Origin of the sequence: Klebsiella sp. RCJ4, assembly GCF_009025755.1 — a bacterium.
Lineage (GTDB): Bacteria > Pseudomonadota > Gammaproteobacteria > Enterobacterales > Enterobacteriaceae > Klebsiella > Klebsiella michiganensis.
Window position 1 is genome coordinate 101,586 of sequence record NZ_WCIN01000042.1, and the last position, 22,762, is coordinate 124,347.

23 protein-coding genes are annotated in these 22,762 nt (G+C 56.5%); 13 read left to right on the forward strand and 10 right to left on the reverse strand.

All coding sequences use genetic code 11. The annotated features are described in order from the left end of the window. Nucleotides 1-273: 273 nt before the first annotated feature. The 3 genes from F8562_RS21315 to F8562_RS21325 form a co-directional block, all read right to left on the reverse strand. Nucleotides 274-1,377 (reverse strand): branched-chain amino acid ABC transporter substrate-binding protein, encoded by a 1,104-nt coding sequence (locus tag F8562_RS21315; RefSeq protein WP_014227091.1) that lies wholly within the window; start codon nt 1,375-1,377, stop codon nt 274-276. Nucleotides 1,378-1,633: 256 nt separating this feature from the next. Continuing rightward, entirely contained in the window at nt 1,634-2,878 is a 1,245-nt protein-coding gene (locus F8562_RS21320) for an aromatic amino acid transport family protein (protein WP_038423782.1), read from the reverse strand. Between the two features lie 149 nt (nt 2,879-3,027). Beyond that, a complete protein-coding gene (locus F8562_RS21325; protein WP_014839711.1) occupies nt 3,028-4,293 on the reverse strand; it encodes a 4-aminobutyrate--2-oxoglutarate transaminase in 1,266 nt (421 codons plus the stop codon). 117 nt (nt 4,294-4,410) lie between these two features. Here F8562_RS21325 and F8562_RS21330 point away from each other — a divergent pair, with 117 nt between their 5' ends. Then, nucleotides 4,411-5,925, forward strand: coding sequence for a PLP-dependent aminotransferase family protein (locus F8562_RS21330; RefSeq protein WP_014839712.1), 1,515 nt, complete (start codon nt 4,411-4,413; stop codon nt 5,923-5,925). A 32-nt stretch (nt 5,926-5,957) separates the two neighbouring features. Here the strand turns inward: F8562_RS21330 and rpoH are convergent, their stop codons facing one another. The 4 genes from rpoH to ftsY form a co-directional block, all read right to left on the reverse strand. Next, on the reverse strand, nt 5,958-6,812 hold the full coding sequence (gene rpoH / locus F8562_RS21335; RefSeq protein ID WP_004106554.1) for an RNA polymerase sigma factor RpoH: 855 nt from the start codon (nt 6,810-6,812) through the stop codon (nt 5,958-5,960). A gap of 256 nt (nt 6,813-7,068) precedes the next feature. Beyond that, the gene (ftsX, locus tag F8562_RS21340) at nt 7,069-8,127 is read right to left on the reverse strand and encodes a permease-like cell division protein FtsX (RefSeq protein ID WP_014227095.1); all 1,059 of its coding nucleotides are present in this window, start codon (nt 8,125-8,127) and stop codon (nt 7,069-7,071) included. Then, the gene (gene ftsE / locus F8562_RS21345; RefSeq protein WP_004106557.1) at nt 8,120-8,788 is read right to left on the reverse strand and encodes a cell division ATP-binding protein FtsE; all 669 of its coding nucleotides are present in this window, start codon (nt 8,786-8,788) and stop codon (nt 8,120-8,122) included. The genes ftsX and ftsE overlap by 8 nt, the downstream gene beginning before the upstream one ends. A 2-nt stretch (nt 8,789-8,790) precedes the next feature. Continuing rightward, nucleotides 8,791-10,308, reverse strand: coding sequence for a signal recognition particle-docking protein FtsY (gene ftsY, locus F8562_RS21350; RefSeq protein ID WP_014227096.1), 1,518 nt, complete (start codon nt 10,306-10,308; stop codon nt 8,791-8,793). Between the two features lie 192 nt (nt 10,309-10,500). On the opposite strand from ftsY, the gene rsmD reads away from it, so the two are divergent. Together rsmD and F8562_RS21360 are read left to right on the forward strand one after the other, a co-directional pair. Beyond that, nucleotides 10,501-11,097 (forward strand): 16S rRNA (guanine(966)-N(2))-methyltransferase, encoded by a 597-nt coding sequence (rsmD, locus tag F8562_RS21355; RefSeq protein WP_014227097.1) that lies wholly within the window; start codon nt 10,501-10,503, stop codon nt 11,095-11,097. Beyond that, a complete protein-coding gene (locus tag F8562_RS21360; protein ID WP_004106574.1) occupies nt 11,087-11,365 on the forward strand; it encodes a DUF1145 family protein in 279 nt (92 codons plus the stop codon). The genes rsmD and F8562_RS21360 overlap by 11 nt, the downstream gene beginning before the upstream one ends. Nucleotides 11,366-11,379: 14 nt before the next feature. Here the strand turns inward: F8562_RS21360 and F8562_RS21365 are convergent, their stop codons facing one another. Next, complete coding sequence (locus F8562_RS21365; RefSeq protein WP_004855078.1) at nt 11,380-11,739, reverse strand: DUF2500 domain-containing protein; 360 nt, start codon at nt 11,737-11,739, stop codon at nt 11,380-11,382. Nucleotides 11,740-11,881: 142 nt separating this feature from the next. On the opposite strand from F8562_RS21365, the gene F8562_RS21370 reads away from it, so the two are divergent. Both F8562_RS21370 and zntA read left to right on the forward strand, forming a co-directional pair. Beyond that, a complete protein-coding gene (locus F8562_RS21370; protein ID WP_004855080.1) occupies nt 11,882-12,508 on the forward strand; it encodes a lysoplasmalogenase in 627 nt (208 codons plus the stop codon). 78 nt (nt 12,509-12,586) lie between these two features. Further along, on the forward strand, nt 12,587-14,791 hold the full coding sequence (zntA, locus tag F8562_RS21375; RefSeq protein ID WP_014227098.1) for a Zn(II)/Cd(II)/Pb(II) translocating P-type ATPase ZntA: 2,205 nt from the start codon (nt 12,587-12,589) through the stop codon (nt 14,789-14,791). A 78-nt stretch (nt 14,792-14,869) separates the two neighbouring features. Here zntA and tusA read toward each other — a convergent pair whose 3' ends face one another. Continuing rightward, nucleotides 14,870-15,115: a sulfurtransferase TusA gene (gene tusA / locus F8562_RS21380; protein WP_004106582.1), complete on the reverse strand. Its 246-nt coding sequence runs from the start codon at nt 15,113-15,115 to the stop codon at nt 14,870-14,872. A 166-nt stretch (nt 15,116-15,281) separates the two neighbouring features. On the opposite strand from tusA, the gene F8562_RS21385 reads away from it, so the two are divergent. Together F8562_RS21385 and F8562_RS21390 are read left to right on the forward strand one after the other, a co-directional pair. Continuing rightward, nucleotides 15,282-15,947, forward strand: coding sequence for a 7-cyano-7-deazaguanine/7-aminomethyl-7-deazaguanine transporter (locus tag F8562_RS21385; protein ID WP_004126198.1), 666 nt, complete (start codon nt 15,282-15,284; stop codon nt 15,945-15,947). Between the two features lie 73 nt (nt 15,948-16,020). Beyond that, a complete protein-coding gene (locus F8562_RS21390; protein ID WP_004855087.1) occupies nt 16,021-16,578 on the forward strand; it encodes a DcrB family lipoprotein in 558 nt (185 codons plus the stop codon). Here F8562_RS21390 and F8562_RS21395 read toward each other — a convergent pair whose 3' ends face one another. Next, nucleotides 16,579-17,799: an MFS transporter gene (locus F8562_RS21395; protein WP_014227099.1), complete on the reverse strand. Its 1,221-nt coding sequence runs from the start codon at nt 17,797-17,799 to the stop codon at nt 16,579-16,581. 132 nt (nt 17,800-17,931) lie between these two features. Here F8562_RS21395 and F8562_RS21400 point away from each other — a divergent pair, with 132 nt between their 5' ends. From F8562_RS21400 to F8562_RS21425, 6 genes are all read left to right on the forward strand, one after another. Beyond that, nucleotides 17,932-18,981, forward strand: a complete 1,050-nt coding sequence (locus tag F8562_RS21400) for an AI-2E family transporter (protein WP_014227100.1) — start codon at nt 17,932-17,934, stop codon at nt 18,979-18,981. Between the two features lie 413 nt (nt 18,982-19,394). Continuing rightward, nucleotides 19,395-19,784: a lipoprotein gene (locus F8562_RS21405; protein WP_014227101.1), complete on the forward strand. Its 390-nt coding sequence runs from the start codon at nt 19,395-19,397 to the stop codon at nt 19,782-19,784. A gap of 63 nt (nt 19,785-19,847) precedes the next feature. Further along, nucleotides 19,848-20,909 (forward strand): class I SAM-dependent methyltransferase, encoded by a 1,062-nt coding sequence (locus tag F8562_RS21410; protein WP_014227102.1) that lies wholly within the window; start codon nt 19,848-19,850, stop codon nt 20,907-20,909. A 76-nt stretch (nt 20,910-20,985) separates the two neighbouring features. After that, complete coding sequence (locus F8562_RS21415) at nt 20,986-21,708, forward strand: beta-ketoacyl synthase chain length factor (protein WP_014227103.1); 723 nt, start codon at nt 20,986-20,988, stop codon at nt 21,706-21,708. After that, a complete protein-coding gene (locus F8562_RS21420; RefSeq protein WP_032719974.1) occupies nt 21,705-22,520 on the forward strand; it encodes a lysophospholipid acyltransferase family protein in 816 nt (271 codons plus the stop codon). The genes F8562_RS21415 and F8562_RS21420 overlap by 4 nt, the downstream gene beginning before the upstream one ends. Continuing rightward, complete coding sequence (locus tag F8562_RS21425) at nt 22,501-22,758, forward strand: phosphopantetheine-binding protein (RefSeq protein WP_014227105.1); 258 nt, start codon at nt 22,501-22,503, stop codon at nt 22,756-22,758. Before F8562_RS21420 ends, F8562_RS21425 begins: the two co-directional genes overlap by 20 nt. Nucleotides 22,759-22,762 lie beyond the last annotated feature (4 nt).

The window sequence follows — 22,762 nt, forward strand, 5'->3', positions numbered from 1 at the left end:
GAAACCGCACCAATGCATCAACTCCGGCGCATTCCCCGGGTTGCGGCGTAACGCCTTACCCGGGCTACCGACTAAAAAAGGCAACTTACGTTGCCTTTTTGCTTTTACCTTTCTCCTCGCCTATGCGAAGAGGCAAGGATCAACTGATTTAACCAAGAATTTCGCGTTGCAGAAAGGCGTCAAGACCCGAAATCCCCGGGAGCTTACATCGGTAAGTGACCGGGGTTGAGGGGCGCAGACAACGCATCTGCGGCGTGAAAGGCGCAGGTTAAATTATTTGGCGTCGGTCGCCGTACCATTAGCATGCCAGGTAAACACGCCGAACTCGAAGCCCTTCAGATCGCCCTTCTCGTTCCAGGTGAGCGGCCCCATTACGGTGTCGACCGTTGCGCCCTTCAGGTATTTAGCGATTTCAGCCGGATCTTCTGACTGATTCAGGCCCGCTTCCAGCGACTGCAGCGCGGCATAGGTGGTCCACACGAACGCGCCGCTTGGATCCTGTTTCTTCGCTTTGATCGCATCCACAATCGGTTTGTTCGCCGGAACCTGGTCGTAGTTTTTCGGCTTGGTGACCAGCATACCTTCCGCAGAAGCGCCCGCGATATTAGACAGGGACACGTTCGCTACCCCTTCCGGCCCCATAAACTGCGTTTTCAGGCCAGCGGCGCGAGACTGACGCAGGATCTGCCCCATCTCCGGGTGGTAGCCGCCGTAGTAGACGAAGTCGATATTCTCTTTCTTCAGACGCGCCACCAGGGTAGAGAAGTCTTTCTCACCGGCGGTGATACCGTCAAAGAACACCACGTTAGCGCCGCCCTTCTTCAGGTTATCCTGTACCGCGCGGGCCAGGCCCTCGCCATACTGCTGTTTGTCGTGGACAATCGCGATGCGCTGCGGCTTCACTTTTTCCAGGATGTATTTGGCAGCGGTTGGCCCCTGATCGGAGTCCAGACCGGTGGTGCGCAGAATCAGATGATAGCCGCGAGCCGTCAGCTCCGGCGCGGTGGCCGCCGGGGTGATCATCAGCACGCCTTCATCTTCATAGATATCAGACGCCGGCTGGGTGGAAGAAGAGCACAGGTGGCCGATAACGTATTTGATACCGTCGTTAATCACTTTGTTAGCGACGGCAACCGCTTGTTTCGGGTCACAGGCGTCGTCGTATTTTACCATCTGCAGCTTATTGCCTTTGATGCCGCCTTTGGCGTTGATATCGGCAATGGCCTGCTCTGCGCCAGTAAACTCCTGGTCACCGTACTGCGCTACCGGACCGGACATCGCGCCAACAACGGCGACTTTGATATCTTCGGCCATTGCCGCACCGCTCATGATTAAGGCAATACATCCTGCCAGTAACGCTTTACCCTTCATATTCATCCTGAGGCTCCCCATTATTATGGTTTTTGCATTTGTTGTGATGTTGTTTATTAGCGCATTATTCTAATTAGATACATAAGAAAAGCATATGATAGTTAGATTAGGGTCTGCCGCCTGCGCTTTTGCAGCACACTATGCTAAACATACCGTCATTCAGGAGAATTGGAAACGATAAAATTGCGGAGTATGTAACAGATAAGTGACAAATAAAAACCCGCGCCGGAATAAACCGAACGCGGGGGCATGAGCAACGCGACTACCAGCCCGCAGGCAGGTAGCCAAAGGCCGAAGCGATGGCGTAGGCGGCGCTGCAAAGATAGAGCAATACGATGAAGATCTGGATTAAGGGATGCGTGATTAGCGCCGGGCAGGTCCAGCCGGGGATGATGTCACCCTGCCGACGCGAGCCTTTGAGGATCAGGATCGGCATGATAGATAAAATCACCCCGCTAAATACCCCGGCAAAATAGAGCGCGTTCACGAAGGACACCATCCCGCTATAGGCCAGAATAAAAGGCGGCACGGCGACCACTAACAGCACCTTAAAGCGTTTGAACGGCTGCTCGTCGTTGCCCAGGCGAAACTGATCGAAAATATTGGTCAGGAAGCTTCCGCCCAGCCCCCAATAGGAGGTCAGCATCGCGCAGAGCGCAAAAAGATTTGCCGAGAAGAAAGCCCACTCGCCGAGCGCCCTGCCCCAGGAAATGGTTGCCACATCAGAAATATTATCCAGCCCGCTTAATGCAATCACCGAAAGCGGGACCAGCGCCAGCAGGCAAAAGGTTAATAACATCCCCACCATAATGGCCTTCGGCAGCTTCTCCGGTTTATCGGCGAAGCCGCGCGCCATCTCCGGCACGATATATTGCGCGGAGAAGCAGAACGCGACAACGTTAAATACCGGCACCATATACAGCCAGTTGCCGTCCAGCAAATAACCGACGCTGGCGGTCTCTTTCAGCAACGTCGCGGCAACCAAAATGGTTATCATAACGACCATGCCGATACTGATGAATTTCTCACCCCGGCCAATCGCCTTCAGGCCAAGATAAAGCACCCCGGCCGCCGGAATAAAAAACAGCGCGCTGCCCAGGGCCGGCGAGATGCCGAATAACGAATGCAGGAGTTTACCGCTGCCGGTCATATAAGCCGTCAGCGCGCCGACGCTGTTGACGCAAACGGAGAGGAACATCATCAGCGCGCCAAAGCGGCCGACGTAGCGCTGCGACAGGCCGCTAAGCTGCAGATGCTTACGCGTGCGCAGCGTCGATTCCGCCACGTAGAGCATGGTGATGGTCGTCAGGCTACCGACCACAATCAGCCAAAACAGCAGCGGCAGAAAGCCCGCTTTGCTGGAGGCATAGGCGATGGATAGCACCCCAGCGCCGATATTGGTGCCGACGATCATCGACACGCCTTCAATGAAACTGAGGGATTTTGCAGGTACAGCGGTACGCTCCCGGCTCGTCAGAGCCGGAGAAAAGGTGGAGTTGTCAGACATAATATTTTCCGTTTTATTCCGGCAGCGTGCGCCGCCGGAAAAAAGGTGATATCAGGGTGAAATACCACTCACGCTGAGCATGAATAACCAGACTGCGGCTTCCTGTTTCTGTTGGGCTTCCCTGCCGCCGCAACTGGATGTAAGACTGACTAGCCCTTCAGCACGCGGGCCAGAATATCCAGCGCTTTCGTAAACTGCGCATCCGGAATCGTTAACGGATAGAGGAAGCGAATGACGTTGCCATAGACGCCGCAGCTCAGCAGCAGCAGGCCGTTCTCCTGGGCTTGTTGCTGGATTTGACGGGTGATCTCCGCCGACGGCTCGCCGGTTTGCGGATCGTTAAACTCTACCGCCACCATCGACCCCTGGCCGCGTACGTCAGCAATCGCCGGGCAGCTTTGACGCGCCTGATTCAGCACCTCTTTCAGATGGCTGCCTAAGCGCTCAGCGCGCTGGCACAGCTGTTCTTCTTCAATCACGTCCAGCACCGCGTGTGCGGCCGCGACCGCCAGCGGGTTACCGGCATAGGTGCCGCCCAGACCGCCCGGCGCAGGCGCATCCATCACCTCGGCGCGACCTACCACGCCGGAGAGCGGGAAACCGCCGGCCAGGCTTTTGGCCATCGTCATCAGGTCAGGCTTCACATCATAGTGCTGCATCGCAAATAGCTTGCCGGTGCGCGCAAAGCCGGTTTGTACTTCATCGGCAATCAGCAGAATGCCGTGGGTATCGCACAGCGCGCGCAGCGCCTGCATAAACTCAGGCGGGGCAACGTTAAAGCCGCCTTCCCCCTGAATCGGCTCCAGCACAATCGCCGCCACCTGGTCGGCCGCGATATCCGCTTTGAAAATGCGCTCCAGGCTCTTCATCGCGTCGGCGGTGGTAATGCCATGGGCGGCGTTAGGGTAGACGGCGTGATAAACCGAGCCCGGGAACGGGCCGAAACCAATCTTGTAAGGCGCCACTTTGCCGGTCAGCGCCATGGTCATAAACGTACGGCCGTGGAAGCCGCCGCCGAAGGTAATCAACCCCGGACGGCCGGTATAAGCGCGCGCGATTTTCACCGCGTTTTCAACGGCTTCCGCCCCGGTGGTAAAGAACGCCGTTTTTGCCGGACCGTCAATCGGCGCCAGTTCGTTAATCCGCTCGGCCAGCGTGACATAGCTTTCGTACGGGACAATCTGGTAAGCCGTGTGGGTAAAGGCCTGCAGCTGCTGTTCAACGGCGGCAACGATTTTGGGGTGGCGATGGCCGGTATTCAGCACCGCGATGCCGGCGGCGAAATCGATCACCTCATTCCCTTCAATATCCCACAGCGTAGCGTTCTCCGCTTTCTCAACAAAGTAGCTGCACATCACCCCTACGCCGCGCGGAGTCGCCTGCTGGCGACGCTGATTCAGTTCTGAACTTTTCACCGAGAATCTCCTGTCATGTGTGTCACGTTATCGCAACAAATCCGAAACTATGTCGTTTATTTACACAGGATTTGGCCCTATAATCGAGTACCAATTCAGATTATCTGAGGGATCCAATTGCGTTCGCTTATCGCAGACCTGGTGCTGGTCAGATTGCAGAAAGAAACCGACCCGCTCCTGCACAAGCGCCTTTACAAGGCGATTCGCCACGCCATTCTGGATGGTTCTCTCCCGCCCCATAGCCGCCTGCCCCCTTCACGGGATCTGGCGGGAGAGCTGAGAATGTCGCGCAACACAATTTTAACAGTTTACGAACAATTGCTGGCTGAGGGGTACGTCGTGTCCCGTCGCGGCAGCGGAACATTCGTCGCGAAAACGCTGCCCGATATGTTTCTTCCCGCCAGCAGCGCCAGTGAAAGCAGCCCTGCGCCAGCAGCCAGCGCGCCCATCTCCCGGCGCGGCCAGCATCTGCTGGGGCACATCAGCGCCAGTCCGCGTCAGTGGGGGGCGTTTATCCCCGGCGTACCGGACGTCAATGCGTTTCCCCACCCGCTGTTCAGTAAAATCCAGGCGCGTATCAGCCGCCGTCCAAAACCCGAACAGCTCAGCTATAGCTGTAACGGCGGAACGGCCGAGCTGCAGCACGCGTTGGTGGACTATCTGAGAGTAGCGCGCGGCGTTCAGTGCCAGGCAGATCAAATTCTTATTACTGAAGGGATCCACCAGGCTATCGACCTGATCACCCGCATGCTGTGCGACCGCGGCGATCTCGCCTGGGTGGAGGAGCCGTCCTACTGGGGCATTCGCCATGTGCTGGCGATGAATGAAGTGCGGGCCGAGCCCGTAGTGGTTGATGCCAGCGGCCTGTGTCCGCCCGAAAGCATAGCCGAAGCGCCGCGGCTGATCTTCGTTACGCCATCCCATCAGTACCCCCTTGGCGCGGTAATGAGCCTTGAGCGCCGACAGCGCCTGCTCACCCTGGCCCATCAGCACGGCAGCTGGATTGTGGAAGATGATTACGACAGCGAGTTTCGCTTTTCCGGCCAGCCGATCCCGGCGCTACAGGGCTTAGTCCCCGAAGCGCCGGTGGTCTACGTCGGTACGTTCAGTAAAACGCTCTACCCGGGGCTGCGGCTGGGCTACGTCGTGCTGCCTCGCCCGCTGGCGGCTGAACTCAAAAACGCCCACGCCGAGCTCTACCGCGGCGGCCATTCGCTTATTCAGCTGGCGCTGGCGGAATTTATCAACGCCGGTCATTACTCGGCGCATATTCGCCGCATGCGCCTGCTCTACAGCCGCCGTCGCGTCTTTTTGACCGAGCTGATTCAGCGGCACTGCGGGCCGCACGCGCTGTCGGACTTCAGCGATAATGCCGGACTGCATTTGATCCTGAATTTGCCGGATGAGGCGGATGACGTGGCGATTGCCCGCGATGCCAACGCGCGCCATATTTTAGTGCGTCCGCTGTCGCGCTATTACCTGACGGCGCAGCGGAAGAAAGGGCTGTTGATGGGTTTTGCTTCGCAGCCGGAAACGCAGATGGAACCGGCGTTCAACGTCCTGCTTGAGTGTCTGAAAATGCACTGCCCGCAGGCGCTGGCGGAGGCAGAAAAACAAAACGCCCCATCGTAATGTGGGGCGTTATCGGGGGACTGGCGCTCAGATTAGGCTTCGATAGCGGCGCGCAGTTTTTTCATGGCGTTCTTTTCAAGCTGACGTACACGTTCAGCCGACACGCCGTAGCGGTCTGCCAGCTCCTGCAGCGTGGACTTGTTGTCTTCGTCCAGCCAGCGGGCGCGGATGATGTCCTGGCTACGTTCGTCAAGACCCTGCATCGCGTCGGTCAGCTTGTTTGCCGCCTGCTCTTCCCAGTTATCGTCTTCAATGCCGTCGGCAAAGTTAGACGTTTTATCCTGCAGATAGAGCACCGGCGCCATCGGCTGGCTATCGGACTCATCATCCGACGACATGTCGAAGGTCATGTCCTGCGCCGCCATACGTGACTCCATCTCACGCACGTCTTTGCTCGACACGCCCAGCTCGCGGGCCACCATTTCGACTTCATCCTGGTTAAACCAGCCCAGACGCTGCTTGGTTTTGCGCAGGTTAAAGAACAGCTTACGCTGTGCTTTCGTGGTCGCGACCTTCACGATACGCCAGTTACGCAGCACGTATTCATGAATTTCCGCTTTGATCCAGTGCACGGCGAAGGAAACCAGACGCACGCCCACTTCCGGGTTAAAACGGCGCACGGCTTTCATCAGGCCAATGTTGCCTTCCTGAATCAGATCCGCCTGCGGCAGGCCATAGCCCGAGTAGTTACGAGCAATATGAACAACAAAGCGCAGGTGAGACAGGATCAGCTTTTTCGCTGCTTCCAGATCGCCCTGGTAATGCAGCTTTTCAGCAAGCTCCCGCTCTTCATCAGCCGATAACATCGGCCAAGTGTTAGCAGCCCGGATGTACGATTCCAGGTTACCAACGGGGGCTAAGGCTAAAGTTTGCATATCTTTGGTCATTCAAATCCTCTCAATCGATATCTTCTGGCATCTTTCTGTCCTCACAACGGAGCAACAAACATGCCAGCATTGATGAGCAACGAGAATATCACTCACATTAGTATCAGACAGTGATTTTATCCACAAGTTCCATGCAATGATGTGAATAGATTACGCACAAAATGTGACATGGTTATGAAGTTTAGGGAAGCGTCGACAGGGACTCTTTCCCTGCAGAGAGATATTCAGTGCAGGGAAAGATTATACCAGATTTTTACTACTCGGGAGTAAAGTGACGTAAATGTTGAACGGTTGCCAGCCAGGCGGCGACCCAGCCAATCATCGAGCAAACAATCAGCATCAGCAGGCACTCGTCAAAGCCTAAGCCGCTGAGTTCAAACTGCGTGCCGAAGACTTTCGCCACTTCGGTGACCGCCGACGACAGGCGCATGACCATAATTTCCGACAGGATCAGCGACAGAAACGCGCCGGAGAACCCCAGCAGCGCCCCGCCGTAAAGGAACGGACGCAGAATAAAGCCATCGGTCGCGCCAATCAGTTTCTGCACGTTAATGGTATCGCGGCGGGCGAAGATGCTCAGACGCACGCTGTTGCCGATCACCAGGAAGACCGCCGCCACCATCAGTACGCCGATCATCGCCGAAACGCGTCCGACCAGCCCGGTCAGCGACGAGAGCCGCGCAAACCAGCTGTCATCCATACGCACTTCATCAACGCCCTGCACGTGGCTCACGCGGTCGCGCAGCGTGTTCAGCGCTTCAACGCTCTGGAAATCAATCTTCGGCACCACGATCGCCACCGCCGGCAGCGGGTTCTCTTCCAGCATATCCAGCGCGCCGCCGAAGCCTGACCAGTTGCGGAATTCGCCAAGGGCTTCATCGCGCGACAGATAGTTAACCTTCTCGACGCCCTGCTCCGCCTGCAGCTGGCCGACTACCCGCGCAGCGGCGTCGTCATCCAGCGTTTTTTCCAGATAGACGGTGATTTGCGGCGTGGGATAATACTGCGACGCCGCGGTGCTGACGTTTTTGTAGACCATGTAGCACACGCTTGGCAGGGTCAATGAAATGGCGATCACCATCACCGTCAGAAACGTCGCCAGCGGCGTGCTTTTCAGATCCTGTAGCGCGCCGTGCCAGGCGTAGCGCACCTGTTCATTGAATACGTTGCTCTTGCGGGAAGCCGGATTCGGCGCCGCTTTTGGCCGCTTCGACGCATTGCGCCCGCCGCTACCGCCCGCTCCGCCCGCATTGCGGAAACGGTCGAATCGATTGCCGAATCGGCGAATGTGGTTCATTGCCTCGCGCTTATTCACCGATGTGGCCTCCATGCATATGCCCCTCGCTGAGGGACAGGACGCGGTACGGACGACTGGAGATAAGCCCCAGGTCATGCGTCGCCATCAGCACCGTCACCCCAACGCGGTTAAACTCTTCAAACAGACGTAAGATCCCTTCCGACAGCGCCTCGTCGAGGTTACCGGTCGGTTCATCCGCCAGCAGGACCGCAGGTTTGTTCACCACCGCGCGGGCGATGCCCACGCGCTGTTGTTCCCCGCCTGAAAGCTGAATCGGCAGGTTTTTCGCTTTGTCCAGCAGCCCGACTTTATCCAGCGCCGCCGAGACGCGACGACGGATGTCATCCCCGCTGGCGCCGGCGATAATCAGCGGGATCGCTACATTATCGTAAACGGTTCGGTCCATCAGCAGATGGTGGTCCTGGAAAATCATGCCAATCTGACGGCGCAAAAACGGCACCTCGCGGCTCTTCAGGCGGCTAATATCATGGCCGCCGAAAAGGATTTTGCCGGCGCTGGGCCGTTCGATACCGCAGATAAGCTTCAGCAGGGTACTTTTCCCCGCGCCGGAATGGCCGGTCAGAAACGCCATCTCGCCCGCCTGCAGATGGAAAGTCACCCCCTGCAGCGCTTGTCTCCCACCGAGATAGGCTTTGCTGACTTGTTCAAAGCGAATCATTTTTAATCCTCTCGGGCAAAAAGTGCCTCAATAAAGTCGCCCGCATTAAACGGACGCAGATCTTCAATACGTTCGCCAACACCGATGTAGCGAATCGGAATACCGAACTGATCGGCAACCGAGAAGATAACCCCGCCCTTGGCGGTCCCATCCAGCTTAGTCAAGGTAATACCGGTCAGTCCAACCGCCTCATGGAACAGTTTGGCCTGGCTAATCGCGTTCTGCCCGGTGCTGGCGTCAATGGTCAGCATAACTTCATGCGGCGCATCGACATCGAGTTTTTTCATGACGCGGACAATCTTCTTCAGCTCTTCCATCAGGTGCGATTTATTCTGCAGACGACCCGCGGTATCGGCAATCAGGACGTCAATATTGCGCGCCTTCGCCGCCTGGATGGCGTCGAAAATGACCGATGCCGAATCCGCGCCGGTGTGCTGGGCAATCACCGGAATATTGTTGCGCTGCCCCCAAACCTGGAGCTGCTCAACCGCCGCCGCGCGGAAGGTATCCCCCGCCGCCAGCATCACCGACTTGCCCTGCTGCTCGAACTGACGCGCCAGCTTGCCGATGGTGGTGGTTTTACCGACGCCGTTGACGCCGACCATCAGAATCACAAACGGCGTTTTGCCTTCTACGTTCAGCGGCTCATCCACTTTCGCCAGAATATCGCCCATCTCTTCTTTCAGCAGGCCGTACAGCGCCTCGGCGTCGCGCAGCTGCTTGCGGCTGGCGTCGTTGGTAAGACGCGTGATGATCTTACGCGTGGTTTCCACGCCGACATCGGCAATCAGCAGCTGCTCTTCCAGCTCTTCAAACAGATCATCGTCGATTTTCTTACCGCGGAACAGACTGATAAATCCGGAACCGAGGTTCTGTTTGGTTTTTACCAGGCTGCGTTTGAGGCGGGCGAAGAAACCTTCTTTGGTCGGTTTTTCCTGCTCTAACGGCGTCACGACGGTTTCGTCCGGCACCACTTCAACGGCGTTTTCTGCCGCATCGGCCGCCGCCAGAGCCTGTGCTTCCAGCTCTTCATCGGTGATATCGGCCTCAGCCTCTTCTACCGTTTCGTCTGGTTCCGGCTGGTCAACGGCGGTTTCTTCAAGAACTGCCGTTTCCGGTTCGGTAATGACCTCTTCCGGCGTCTGTTCAGCGACGGCTTCAGCCACTACCGGCTCGGCGATGACCTCTTCCACCAGCGGCTCAGCGACCGTCTCTTCAACCGCGGGCTGCTCCGCTATCTCCTCAACCGCCGGGGATTCGACAACCGCCTGCGGCTGTTCGCTCTCCACAACCTGCTCGGTCACCTCAACCACCTCGGCGGCAAAGGCTTCGGCATCCTGTTTCTCTGTCGCAGTGGCGTCGACCGTTTCCGGCGCAACCGCAGGCGCTTCGCTTTCCTGAGCCGGTTCTTCAACCTCTTGCTGGGCTTCTACTTTTTGTTCTGTTTCGCTTTCCTGCGCCTGTTCTTTTTGACCAAAGCCCAGCCAGGAAAAGAAGCCACGTTTTTTGTCTTTCGCCATTTGCGACTACACTCCTCGCTGTTAATTCATGGCACAGCTTCGGCCAGTAGGTAGCGGAAGCTGAAAAATGATGAAATTAGTCGGATAGTCTACCACTTAACTTAACTCGCATCACCGCCCCCGGATTAAGGTTTCGTCAACCGCCGCCGATCGTTAGAATAGCAGCCCGGAAGTTGAGACTTGAGCAAAGAGATGAAGAAACCAAACCACGCGGGCAGCGGCCAGATCCGTATTATCGGCGGGCAATGGCGGGGCCGTAAACTCCCGGTGCCGGAGAGCCCGGGTCTGCGCCCGACCACCGACCGGGTGCGCGAAACGCTATTTAACTGGCTGGCGCCGTCGATCGTTGACGCGAACTGCCTCGACTGCTTCGCCGGCAGCGGCGCGCTGGGCCTTGAAGCCCTCTCCCGCTATGCGGCCAGCGCCACGCTGCTGGAAATGGAACGCGGCGTCGCGCAGCAGCTGCAAAAAAATCTGGCGACCCTCAAAGCCAGCAACGCTAAAGTGGTCAATACCAATACTTTAGCGTTTCTTGCTCAGGCGGGCACGCCGCATCACATCGTGTTTGTCGATCCCCCGTTTCGTAAAGGACTGCTTGAAGAGACGCTAAAGCTGCTGGAAAACAACGGCTGGCTTAGCGATGAAGCGCTTGTCTACATTGAGAGTGAAGTCGAAAACGGTTTACCGCCGGTGCCGATGAACTGGCACGTCTATCGTGAAAAAGTGGCCGGACAGGTCGCCTACCGTCTCTATCAACGTGAGGCCCAAGGAGAAAACCATGCTGATTAATTTTGGCCGCTTGCTGATGCTGTGCGTGTGGGCGTTTTTATTGCTGAACCTGTTTCAACCGTTCCCAAAACCGCTGAACATCTTCGTTAACGTAGCGCTGATCTTTATGATTCTGATGCACGGCCTGCAGCTGACGCTGCTCAAGGCGACGCAGACGAAAGAGATGCCGCCGCTGGGGCGCTTCGAGCAGATTCGTATTTTCATCTTCGGCGTGTTCGAACTGGTCGCCTGGCAGAAAAAGCTCAAGGCGACCCTGAAGAAGAAGTAATGCCAGGAAAAGGTTCAGGGGTCTGGCGTAAAGCCCATAAACCGCGAACCTTTATAGCTCAGGACGCCCTTATCGCCGACGCTTAGCGCATGATACTGCGGCGCCTGCAGACGAAAAACCACTTCCAGCCCGCCGCTTTCCGGCCTGAAGCTTGCTTCATAACGCATTTCGCTGCCGGCAGGCGTCACCGTCTGCTGGCGCGAACGGCGATCGTTAATCACCTTCTCCCGCTTATTGCTCACCACCACCCGTTTTTGCAACAGCGGCGCGGCATCGTTATCCATTTTTTCCCGACGCTGCTGCACATAGCGATACGACGCGGCAACCGCAATGATGGCAACGGCAACCATAAAAAACAGCGGAACTTTACTCATTCACCTTGCCCCCAGGAATTATCAGGAATAAGCATACTGTGGCTTGATTATCATTGTCATCTTCCTCTGCAAACCACTACACTGAGATTCAGTACTGTAAGTACAATCACTTACGTAATGATAACAGATACAGGGACTTACTATGCTTTGGTCATTTATTGCTGTCTGTTTCTCCGCATGGCTTTACGTCGATGCGTCCTATCGTGGGCCTGCCTGGCGTCGCTGGGTGTTTAAACCCGTCACGCTGATCCTGCTTCTGTTACTGGCCTGGCAAGCGCCGATGTTTAACGCCATCAGCTATCTGGTGCTGGCCGGGCTTTGCGCCTCGCTGGTCGGCGATGCGCTGACCCTGCTGCCGCGGCAGCGGGTAATGTACGCCGTGGGGGCGTTCTTTCTCTCGCATCTGCTCTACACCATCTGGTTTGCCAGCCAGCTGACGCTATCTTTCTTCTGGCCGCTGCCGCTGGTGCTGCTGATCCTCGGCGCGCTGCTGCTGGCGATTATCTGGACGCGTCTGGAAGAGATGCGGATGCCGGTGTTTACCTTTATCGCGATGACGCTGGTGATGGTCTGGCTGGCCGGTGAGCTGTGGTTCGCCCGCCCGACGGATACCGCCCTGTCCGGCTTCGCTGGCGCGGCATCCCTGCTGCTCGGCAACGCGGTCTGGCTCATTAGCCATTATCGCCGCCGCTTCCGCGCTGACAACGCGATCTCCTCAGCATTTTACTTCGCCGGGCACTTCCTGATCGTCCGCGCGCTCTATTTGTAATTAAGCGCTTGACTCTGGAGTCGACTCCAGAGTGTATCCTGCGGGTAATGAGAAAATTATCATTACCCGGAGGGTCCTATGTCGGCTCCAGAATCGCAGGATAAAAAAGTCCCACACTTCTCATCGTTAAAATTTACCCCTGCCGCGCAGCCTGCGGAAAGCTGCTGCGCGGACCCCGCCTGCAGCAGCGAAACCGCCGCTGAAAACGATGCGCTGAGTCACGCGCGCTTTAGCTGGCTGGTAGAAGGCATGGACTGCGCGGCCTGCGCCCGCAAGGTCGAAACCGCCGTTCGCCAGGTGCCGGGGGTCAGCCAGGTGCAGGTACTGTTCGCCACCGAAAAGCTGCTGGTCAACGCCGAGGGCAATGTCCGTCCGCAGATCGAAAGCGCCGTGCGCGCCGCGGGCTATCAGCTGCGTGATGAAAACGCGCCACGGGCAGAGGAGCCCACCTCTTGGCTGCGCGAGAATCTGCCGCTCCTCACCCTCGTCGCCATGATGGCGCTCAGCTGGGGGCTGGAGCAGTTCAGCCCGCCTCTGGGCGAAATCGCCTTCATCGCAACCACGCTGGTCGGCCTGTGGCCGGTCGCCCGGCAAGCAATACGCCTGATCAAAAGCGGAAGCTGGTTCGCCATTGAAACCCTGATGAGCGTCGCAGCCATCGGCGCGCTGTTTATCGGCGCCACCGCCGAAGCGGCGATGGTCCTGCTGCTGTTCTTAATCGGCGAACGTCTTGAGGGCTGGGCCGCCAGCCGCGCGCGGCAAGGCGTCAGCGCCTTGATGGCGCTGAAACCCGACACGGCAATCCGCGTGCGCGACGGCGTGCGTGAAACCGTAGCCCAGCGCGACCTGCGCCCCGGCGACGTGATTGAAGTCGCCGCCGGAGGCCGCCTGCCCGCCGATGGCCAGCTGCTCTCGCCCTTCGCCAGCTTCGATGAGAGCGCGCTAACCGGTGAATCCGTACCGGTGGAGCGTAACGCCGGGGAACGCGTGGCGGCCGGCGCGACCAGCGTCGATCGTCTGGTACAGCTGACGGTGATCTCCGAACCGGGCGACAGCGCTATCGATCGTATCCTTAAGCTGATTGAAGAAGCGGAAGAGCGCCGCGCGCCGATTGAGCGCTTTATCGATCGCTTTAGCCGCATCTATACCCCGGCGATTATGGTCGTCGCGCTGCTGGTGGCCATTGTTCCGCCGCTGCTGTTTGCGGGCGCATGGCTGCCGTGGATCTATAAAGGTTTAACGCTGCTGCTGATTGGCTGTCCGTGCGCGCTGGTGATCTCAACCCCGGCGGCGATTACCTCCGGGCTGGCGGTGGCGGCGCGTCGCGGCGCGCTGATTAAAGGCGGCGCGGCGCTGGAGCAGCTGGGCCGCGTGCGCCAGGTGGCGTTTGATAAAACCGGCACCCTGACCATCGGCCAGCCGCGCGTCACCGCGGTGATGACGACCGCAGACATCGGCGAAAACGATCTGCTGGCGCTGGCGGCCGCCGTGGAGCAAGGCTCCAGCCACCCGTTAGCCCAGGCGGTCGTACGTGAGGCGGAGCAGCGCCAGCTGGTCATTCCGCCGGCAAGCGGCCAGCGCGCGCTGGCCGGCTCCGGCATTGAGGCGCAGGTTGAAGGACGTCAGGTGCTGATTTGCGCCGCGGGTAAAAATCGCGATCCACAGTACGATGAACCTATTCAGCAGCTGGAGAGCGCGGGGCAAACCGTGGTGCTGGTGATGCGCGATGAGGCGCTGCTGGGGATTGTGGCGCTGCGCGATACGCTACGCGATGATGCTCGCCAGGCGGTGGATGAACTCCATCAGTTAGGCGTTCAGGGAATCATACTGACCGGCGACAATCCGCGCGCGGCGGCGGCTATTGCCAGCGAACTGGGGCTGGCGTTCCGCGCCGGGCTGCTGCCTGCGGATAAAGTGCAGGCGGTGATGGCGCTTCATGCCCAGTCGCCGCTGGCCATGGTCGGCGACGGGATCAACGATGCGCCGGCGATGAAAGCGGCGACCATTGGCATCGCGATGGGCAGCGGCACCGACGTCGCTCTGGAGACTGCCGATGCGGCATTGACCCACAATCGCCTCACCGGACTGGCGCAGATGATTTCGCTGGCGCGCGCCACTCACGCCAATATCCGGCAGAATATCGCTATCGCGCTGGGTCTTAAGGGGATTTTCCTCGTCACCACCCTGCTCGGCCTCACCGGCCTGTGGCTGGCGGTGCTGGCGGATACCGGGGCGACGGTGCTGGTCACCGCTAACGCGCTGCGGCTGTTACGTAAGAAGTAGGGACAATTCCCGGGGGCGGCGCTTGACGCGCCTTGCCCGGGCTACGGATTAGTGCGGTCTGGTTTTTTGTAGCCTGGATCAGTGGCTTTTACGGATCAGATAGCGGTACGGCAGCGCCTCGGTTTCCTGCGCCAGCAGCTCATGCTCCATAAAGCGGCAGAAACCGGGAATATCGCGGGTCGTCGCCGGATCGTCGGCCACGATTAGCAGCGTCTCGCCCACCGGCATCGTACGCACGGTCTTGCGCACCATCATCACCGGTTCCGGGCAACGAAGCCCCTGCGCATCAAGCGTATGGTCAGGGCTGGAGAAAAGTTCGCTCATTTTCATCTCACATTAACAAAACGGCCCTAGTTTACCCCCAGTTCGCCAGTACGCAAGCCAGGTTAACGTTTGCGCGAAAAACAACCATTGCAATACGCTCGCAACGCAGTATCATGCAGCCGTTTTTATTGGGTTCCCTCACCCCAACCACTAAAAAGGTCACAATATGAGTCCGTTTACTACCGTACAGCGTAAAAAAGCGCTGATCTGGCTATCGCTTTTCCATCTGCTGGTCATCACTTCCAGTAACTATCTGGTGCAGCTGCCGATCTCCATCTTTGGTTTTCATACCACCTGGGGCGCGTTCAGCTTTCCGTTTATTTTCCTCGCCACCGACCTGACGGTGCGGATTTTCGGCGCTCCGCTGGCGCGACGCATTATCCTCGCGGTCATGATCCCGGCGCTGCTTATCTCCTACGGGGTTTCCGCGCTGTTCTATATGGGCGAGTGGCAGGGGTTTGCCGCATTAACCAGCTTTAACCTGTTTGTCGCCCGTATCGCCGCCGCCAGCTTTATGGCCTACGCGCTGGGGCAAATCCTCGACGTCCACGTCTTTAACCGCCTGCGTCAAAACCGCCGCTGGTGGCTGGCGCCCACGGCATCCACCCTTTTTGGTAACGTCAGCGATACGCTGGCCTTCTTCTTTATCGCCTTCTGGCGCAGCCCGGACCCGTTTATGGCGGCGCACTGGGGTGAAATCGCCATCGTCGACTACTGCTTCAAAGTGCTGATTAGCATCGTATTCTTCCTGCCGATGTACGGCATGTTGTTGAATATGCTGCTGAAAAAACTGGCAGATAAATCTGATTTATCCGCATTGCAGCCAGGTTAAGAGTACTCACGAAACGATGTGATAAGATAAGCGAATGAGCCGTTAATGGCCGTTTATCGAAAGGAAGATGTCAATGCGCAATTTGGTTAAATATGTCGGTATTGGCCTGCTGGTTGTGGGTCTTGCGGCCTGTGATAACAGCGATACAAAAACGCCGACTGCCGGGGCTGCTGCGGAAAGCAACGCCAGCGGGCAACCTATTAGTCTGCTGGATGGCAAACTGAGCTTCTCCCTGCCAGCCGGTATGACCGACCAGAGCGGCAAGCTGGGCACCCAGGCCAACAATATGCACGTCTATTCTGATGCCACCGGCCAGAAAGCGGTGATCGTGATTGTGGGTGACAATACCAACGAGGAGCTGGCGGTGATGAGCCAGCGTCTGGAAGAGCAGCAGCGCAGCCGCGACCCGCAGCTGCAGGTCGTGAGCAATAAATCCATTGAGATCAAAGGCCACACGCTGCAACAGCTGGACAGCATCATCTCCGCCAAGGGTCAGACCGCCTGGTCTTCCGTCCTTCTCGGCAAGGTTGATGACAAACTGCTGACGCTGCAAATCACATTGCCAGCGGATAACCAGCAGCAGGCGCAGACCGAAGCGGAAAACATTATCAACACCCTCGTCATCCAGTAACTACTGGCCTGACGCCGCGGCCTCCGGTTCACCGACCGGGGGCCGTTTTTTTAACCGCCATCCCAGCAGCAGCGCCACCGCAACCAGCCCCGCCGTCGCCAGATAGATCGATGAAATGCCCGCCCACGCCATCAGCAGCCCGGCAAGCGGACCGGTGATCCCCAGCGAGAGATCCATAAATACCGTGTAGGTTGCCAGCGCCGACCCCTGGTTCTGCTGCGGTACGGCCTTCACCGCCACCACGCCAAGCGCCGGGAACACCAGCGAAAAACCGGCTCCGGCAAAGAAAGTGCCGATTTTCGCCATCAGCGGCGTCTCCGCCAGGCCCACTAACAGCAGCCCAATAATCTCGACGACAAAACAGATCATCGCCACGTTCAGCCCGCCGAGGCGGTTAATTCCGTTGGGGAACAGCAGCCGGGTGCCGACAAAGGCGCAGCTAAACAGCGTCAGGGCGAAGGCCGCGCCGTCCCAGCCTTTAGCATCATAAAACAGAGTGATAAAGGTGGCGATAACGCCAAAACCCGCCGAAGCCAGGGCCAGCGCCATGCCGTAGAGCCAGACGCGCCCCAGCACCGCGCGAAACGACATCGCTTTACCCTTGCCCGCTTTGACCGCCGCCCGCGGCAACGCGCACAGCACGGCCACCAGGGCGACCGCCATAATGGTCAACGCCAGCCCGTGCAGGCCAATCAGCGAGTAACAGAGCACGCCGAGCGGCGCGCCCATCGCCATCGCTCCGTAGGTGACAATGCCGTTCCAGGATATGACCCGCCCGATATGCAGCGAACCGACTACCCCGACGCCCCACAGCGTGGAGCCGGTTCCCGCGAAGCTCTGCCCGATGCCGAGGATAATCCGGCCAAGGCACAGCAGCGCCAGGCTAACCACGGGCAAGCCGCCGAAGAGCGCCGCCAGCAGATAGCCTAGTCCGCTCAGAAAGCAGCCGCACAGGCCGAAAATGACGATCTTTTTTGGCCCCAGCAGATCGGCATAGCGCCCGGCGTGAGGGCGGCTGAGCAGCGTAGCGAAGTACTGGAGGCTAATCACCAGCCCGGCCCAAAAGGCGCTAAACCCCATCACATCATGAACATAGCCGGGCAAGACCGCCAGCGGCAGGCCAATGGTCAGGTAGCTGGCAAAGTTAAAAATCACGACAGAGACAATCCGCAGATTGAGGCGCAATCCATTAAGCGCCGGTTCGGCGACGGTTTCGGGCATCGGGTTCCACCAGATTTTTACAACTGTGTTTCATTTCTACCACGCCGCACGTTATAAATCAGCAGCCAGATTAGGATTCCAGGCAGCAAGCCAGCCGCTACACTTAATGAAAATCATAGAAAGGAAGAGTGAATGACAACCCCTCAGCCCGATAAAACGGGCATGCATATTCTGCTCAAACTGGCGTCACTGGTGGTTATCCTCGCCGGTATTCACGCCGCGGCAGATATCATCGTGCAACTATTACTGGCGCTGTTCTTCGCCATTGTCCTCAACCCTCTGGTCACCTGGTTTATTCGCCGCGGCGTGCGTCGCCCGGTCGCCATTACTATCGTAGTGGTGGTGATGCTGATCGTGCTCACCGCGTTAATTGGCGTACTGGCCGCGTCGGTTAACGAATTTGTCGCCATGATGCCAAAATATAATAAAGAGCTGACGGCAAAAGTCCTGCGGCTGCAGGAGGCGCTGCCCTTTTTGCATATTCATATGTCCCCGGAGCGTATGCTGCAACGCATAGACTCCGACAAGCTGATGACGTTCACGACCACCCTGATGACCGGGCTGTCCGGCGCCATGGCCAGCGTCGTTCTGCTGGTTATGACGGTGGTATTTATGCTTTTTGAAGTCCGGCATGTGCCCTATAAACTCCGTTTTGCCCTCAACAACCCGCAAATCCACATCGCCGGTCTTCATCGGGCGTTAAAAGGCGTTTCGCATTATCTGGCGCTGAAAACGCTGCTCAGCCTGTGGACCGGGGTGATTATCTGGTTAGGGCTGATGCTAATGGGGGTGCAGTTTGCGCTGATGTGGGGCGTGCTGGCTTTTCTGCTGAACTATGTGCCTAACATTGGCTCGGTGATTTCCGCCGTCCCGCCGATGATCCAGGCGTTACTTTTTAACGGATATTATGAATGCCTGCTGGTCGGCGCACTCTTTTTAGTCGTGCACATGATTATCGGCAATATTCTCGAGCCCCGCATGATGGGCCACCGGCTGGGCATGTCTACGCTGGTGGTTTTCCTCTCGTTGCTGGTCTGGGGATGGCTGCTTGGACCGGTGGGAATGCTGCTGTCGGTACCGTTAACCAGCGTGTGTAAAATATGGATGGAGACCACCAAGGGCGGCAGTAAGTTAGCCATCCTGCTCGGGCCCGGGCGCCCCAAAAGCAGGCTACCGGGCTAGCTGATCTTGACGTATCAATGCATCCGTATACCCGTATTTAAAAAAGCGGGTATGCGGGAAATACGTTATTCAGATAAGCTTCATAGATAAATCACAACAGAACACTATTCACCTGCTATTTATTTTCAACTTTTTCGCTACAGAGCAGAAACATCCCTCCTTTGATTATATTCATTGATAGAGCATATTAATTTAATTATACTTTTGCACCGGCCTCTAACAAGCGGCCTCCATTATTCGTCTTGACAATAAAAACCCATTAACATCAGAGTCTCCATCTATCTGAACGACTTAAAAGCAGACAAACACACGAATTAATGTAGAATAAAAACGATAGCCGCATAACATCTACGTATCAATATTTCCAACACGATATATTATTTTTTTAACCAATAAAATGATAGGGAGTATTCATGAAAAAAATAATTCGCTGGGTTGCCGCCGCAACGATTATCGGTGCTCTGGCAGGCTGTGCCCGTACAGCGCCCATTGAACAAATCCATACAACAGTAAGCGCAGGCCATACCGAAGCCGAGGTTAAAAATGCAATCATCAAGGCAGGTGCCCAGAGAGAATGGATTATGTCAGACGCTGGGCCGGGGGTGATCAATGCCCGCCAACAAATACGCGACCATATTGCTGAAATTAAAATTAACTATTCCGCAACCAGCTATTCCATCAACTATGCCAGCAGCATTAACCTGATGGCCTCCGGTGGAAAAATTCATAGAAACTATAACCGCTGGGTGCACAACCTTGATAAAGATATTCAAATTACCCTTGCCGCGGACTCAGCTCGGTAAATGAACTCTCTTTGGGCCAATAACGGCCCGTTCCCCCACTAAACTGTAAAGGCTGTGTCAATCGTGTACAAAAAGGACACTCTCAGCGCACTGGATGCTATTACCGAAGCGCAGCGGATTGCTTTTGCCCCCATGCTTTTTCAAACTGCATTATGCCTACGCAACTCAGGCGTACTAGATTACCTCGACCATCAAGGTAAACTCGGTGCGACGCTGGAGGCTATTTGTGAGCATTGCGAGGTAAATGAATACGCCGTCAGCGTATTGCTGGATATGGGATTAAGTGGACGTATCCTTACTCATAAAGGAGAGTGCTATTATCTCGCTAAAGTAGGACATTTCTTACTTCATGATACAATGACCCGGGTAAATATGGATTTCACACAGGATGTTTGTTATCAGGGATTGTTTTTTCTGGAAAATGCGCTCCAGGAAGGAAAGCCAACCGGGTTAAAAGTATTTGGCGACTGGCCCACGATTTATCCAGCCCTGGCACAGTTACCGCAGGCGGCGCGTAAAAGCTGGTTCGCTTTTGATCATTACTATTCTGACGGGGCATTCAATGCTGCACTGCCGTATGTATTCGCCAGCCAGCCCGCAACCCTGTACGATGTAGGCGGAAATACCGGAAAGTGGGCTTTACGCTGCTGTCAGTATGATGAAAATATCGCGGTAACGTTATTAGATTTGCCTCAACAAATTGCACTGGCTCGTGAAAATATAGAAAATGCAGGCCTTACCCACCGCATCGATTTCCATGCTGTGGATATGCTGAGCGACGCGCACCTTCCCGGGGAAGCGGATGTCTGGTGGATGAGTCAATTTCTTGACTGCTTTTCACCAGAACAAATTATCACCATGCTCAGTAACGTGGCGCGCGTGATGAAACCCGGCGCTCGCCTGTGCATTCTGGAACTGTTCTGGGACGCGCAGAAATTTGAAGCTGCATCTTTCAGCCTGAATGCGTCTTCGCTCTATTTTACCTGCATGGCCAACGGTTACAGCCGGTTCTACAGCGTCGACAAGTTTTATCGCTATCTGGAAATGGCAGGATTCCAGGTAGAACAACGTCAGGATAATTTAGGCGTTGGGCATACCTTATTGATATGCCAGAAAATAAAATAACAAAGCAGCGTTACTCGCTGTTTTGGCGTTCAATTTAACGCCAGCAAAATCATTGATTGATCGCGGACGCGAGCGGATGACATTTTCATTTAACATAATTGACTGGCAAGCCATGGCTCCTGGGGTCAGTGGCACCGAACAGTGGCAAAAGTGGTCACGGCATTTGCACGCCATCGACCCCACGGCACCGTTGGCTAAGCTCAGCGAGCTGCCAATGATGACGGCCCGCCGGCTCAGCTCCGGTAGTAAGCTGGCAGTCGAGTGCGGGCTGGCAATACTCCGTCGCCATGAGATAGATGCCGTGGTGTACACCAGCCGCCACGGAGAGCTGGAGCGTAACTACCGGATCCTGCACGCGCTGGCGACAGAGCAGGCGCTCTCTCCAACCGATTTCGCCTTATCCGTGCATAACTCCGCCGTAGGTAATCTGACTATCGCCGCGAAAAAGCCGATCGTTTCATCGTCGCTCTCCGCCGGCCGCGATACTTTCCAGCAGGGATTGTATGAAGTCATGGGTCTGCTGAATGCGGGGTACCAGCGTATTTTAATAGTCGATTTCGACGGTTTCCTGCCTGTTTTTTATCACCCGCAGCTACCACCTTTGATGCCCACCTGGCCCTATGCAACGGCGTGGATTATTGAGGCTGGTAGCGAATGGCAGTGTAAAACCCAACGCTGCGAGGTTGGCGAGGAGAGCGAGCTACCGCAAAGTTTGCTGTTTTTACAACACTATTTGCAGAATACCAGCACATTCACCATCCCCGGTGAGCGCGCGCAGTGGCAGTGGTGCCGCTCATGAATAGTATGCTACCCAAGCTAAACCGTCTTTGGCGAGCGGCAATGACCGGCTTTTGTTTCGCGCTTTTCGGGCTTGGCGGGCTGCTGCTCTCGCTTGTCTGGTTTAATCTGCTGCTGGCAACGATTCGCGACAAAGCCCGTCGCCGTCGACTCGCACGGCGCAGCATTTCAGCCAGTTTCCGATTCTTTCTCACCGTGGTAAAAGCCGTTGGTGTACTCGATTTTCGCATTGAAGGCGGCGACGTTTTGCGCCAGGAGCGCGGTTGCTTGATCGTCGCCAACCACCCTAGCCTGATCGATTATGTCATGCTCGCTTCAGTAATGCCCGAAACAGACTGCCTGGTGAAGAGCGCGCTGCTGAAAAATCCGTTTCTCAGCGGCGTGATTCGCGCGGCGGATTATCTGATTAACGATCAGGCTGATGCCCTGCTTCCGGCCAGCAGCCAGCGTTTACAACAGGGTGACACCATTTTGATTTTTCCCGAGGGAACGCGCACGTTACCTGGCGAAAAAATGACACTACAGCGCGGTGCGGCCAATATCGCGGTTCGCTGCGGTAGCGATTTGCGCGTAGTCGTTATCCGCTGTACCGAGCATATGCTGGGCAAACAGAGCAAGTGGTATGATGCTCCGCCAACGAAACCACGCTTTACCATTGCGGTTGGTGAGCGGCTACAAATCAACCAATTTTACGATGCAAACATACAAGAACCGGCGCTGGCGGCAAGGCAGTTAAACCGGCATATTTTGCTTCAATTACAATCAGGTACTACGCCTGGCACAGGAATTAATGATGCAAGCGCTCTATCTTGAAATTAAAAATCTGATCATAAATACACTGAACCTGGACGAACTGTCCGTTGACGATATCGAAACCGAAGCGGCGCTGTTTGGCGATGGTTTGGGACTGGACTCAATCGATGCTCTGGAACTGGGTCTGGCAGTGAAAAACCAGTACGGTGTGGTGCTGTCCGCCGAGAGTGAAGAGATGCGTCAGCACTTTTTCTCCGTTGCCACGCTGGCATCTTTCATTCACGCGCAACGTACCTGAGGAG